The organism is Prevotella sp. HMSC073D09, assembly GCF_001814145.1.
In the GTDB taxonomy this organism is placed as follows: Bacteria; Bacteroidota; Bacteroidia; order Bacteroidales; family Bacteroidaceae; genus Prevotella; species Prevotella conceptionensis.
The window spans coordinates 1182-3252 of sequence record NZ_KV815107.1 but is presented as its reverse complement, the minus strand read 5'-3'; the positions used below and the strand labels follow the sequence as shown (position 1 = coordinate 3252).

The window sequence follows — 2071 nt, the reverse complement described above, 5'->3', positions numbered from 1 at the left end:
AAATTCCTCATCTACGCATTTAACGGAAGAACCTAAAAAAACATGGTGTTTGGCCAGCCCTCGCCAGCCCATGTAAAACCGTAAGTTTGTACCTTCTTAGCCCCCTGTTAGCTCAATGTCAGAACAAGACGACTGTTCATATCCCACTGCTTAGCTGCACACAATCCGTATTTTTTCATTATCTTTGCCTCATGGACAAGTTTACGCCCCGACAACGCCATCGCATCATGGCCTCGATTAAGTCGAAAGACACGAAGCCAGAGCTGCTCGTACGCAAGTATTTGTGGGCGCAGGGGTTCAGATACCGACTAAACTACGGCCGCTTGCCAGGCCACCCCGACCTGGTTTTGCGCAAATACCGCACCTGCATCTTTGTTAACGGCTGCTTTTGGCATGGCCACGAGGGCTGCAAACGATGGACCTTGCCCAAAACCAACACCCCATTTTGGGAGAATAAGGTGAAACGCAACCAACAGCGCGATGCCGAAACGCAACGCCAACTGGCACGCATGGGCTGGCATTGCCTAGTGGTTTGGGAGTGCCAACTGCGCCCATCACTCCGCCAAAACACGTTGCAAGCCCTTGCCCACACACTTAACCACATCTTGCTAACCGACTACCAGCAACGCTATGCACTACCCCACCCCGATGAAGACGAGCCAATGATGGCGGCCGAAGAACGAAGAGGTTATTTATAATGAAACCCCGTTGGCGTAATTAATTTAGGGCATTCTGAATTCCGCCAATGGGTTAAGTCACTAAAAATAAACGACATATGCAACTTTTTATCTGCATTTGTTGATTTGATTTGATTCCACCAACGGGTTTATATCGTATAATTATAGTCGGCAAGGAAATGGTTTTGGAATGAACCAATCGGAAATTGAGAGCTATAAGCTACTTCAACTCCCGATTACGAACATTCACCTCTCTGATAAAATCGCCTAAACGTTTATGCTCCGCTTTACTCATAGTTGTTTTTGTTTATCAGGTTAACCACAACTTTTACCATAACATCCTTTTCTTCTGTTCGACTTTCAGCAATCATCAACGTGAGCGCAACAAGGGTGCTGTCCGCTATGCGCTTGCTGCCGTCGGGATGATAGAGGATGTGGTTGCCGTTGAGAAACCAAAGAAACAACGTGGCGGCAATGCGCTTGTTGCCATCGCTGAACGAATGGTTCTTGGTAACAAGGTAGAGTAGCATGGCTGCTTTCTCCTCCACGCTGGGGTAGAGTTCTTCTCCGCCAAAGGTTTGGTATATCTGCCCGATAGAACTTTTAAAGGAATTGTCCTTCTCATGGCCAAAGAGAACAGAGCTGCCAAACTTCTCGCGCAACCCTTTGATAGCCTCCATTGCATTATCGTAGGTGGCATGGAACGGCTCTTCTTTTGTGGTCTTATTGATAGTAAGCCGCTCATAGTCGTAGTTGTCGAGGGTGTCCAGAGCGTAAGTATAATCTGTCACTACCTTAAACAGTGCATCGGTCTCATCGTTAGACAGCAGTGGCTGGTTCTGAATGGTGCGCCCAAGCATACCAACCAGTTGGCGCAACTCGCCAATCTGCTCCTTGCGCATACGCTCGTTCACGGCATAGCCCTTTATGAGATATTGCTTTAACACCTTGTTGGCCCACTGACGGAAACGAGTGGCGTTTTTACTGTTAACCCGGTAGCCAACAGAAATAATGACATCGAGATTGTAATACTTTGTGCGATAAGTTTGCTTTCCTGTATTACCCACGTGTTCCAAAATGGAACATGTGCTCGTTTCGTCAAGCTCTTCGGATGCATAGATGTTCTTCAAGTGCTTGGTTATTGCCGGGCGTTTTGTATTAAACAACTCTGCAATTTGTTGCTGTGTAAGCCACACCGTTTCGTTCTCCAGGCGCACATCCACCTGCGTCTGCCCGTCTTCAGACTGGTATATCACAATTTGATTATTCGAGTGCATAGTCTAATGAATTAAATGGTTCTTTTCTTGTTCCTCTAAAGGTGCGTTTTCTCGCCATGACAATGTTCGAGCTAGCTCGACGCTGTTCATCTGGCTTAACGAAAACGTTCTTTTCTC

At 46.9% G+C, this 2071-nt stretch carries 2 protein-coding genes; one reads left to right on the top strand and one right to left on the bottom strand.

Translation table 11 applies throughout. From position 1 onward, the window contains the following. The first annotated feature begins 191 nt into the window (after positions 1-191). Positions 192-698 (top strand): very short patch repair endonuclease, encoded by a 507-nt coding sequence (locus HMPREF2955_RS08910; RefSeq protein WP_009231099.1) that lies wholly within the window; start codon positions 192-194, stop codon positions 696-698. Between the two features lie 266 nt (positions 699-964). On the opposite strand, the gene rhuM is transcribed toward HMPREF2955_RS08910, so the two are convergent. Beyond that, the gene (gene rhuM / locus HMPREF2955_RS08905; RefSeq protein WP_070722755.1) at positions 965-1954 is read right to left on the bottom strand and encodes a virulence RhuM family protein/type II toxin-antitoxin system death-on-curing family toxin; all 990 of its coding nucleotides are present in this window, start codon (positions 1952-1954) and stop codon (positions 965-967) included. Positions 1955-2071: the final 117 nt, after the last annotated feature.

Bases quoted from the DNA above. Each gene is read 5' to 3' on its own strand.
- HMPREF2955_RS08910 (WP_009231099.1), top strand. From the start codon at position 192: ATGGACAAGTTTACGCCCCGACAACGCCATCGCATCATGGCCTCGATT.
- rhuM (WP_070722755.1), bottom strand. From the start codon at position 1,954: ATGCACTCGAATAATCAAATTGTGATATACCAGTCTGAAGACGGGCAG.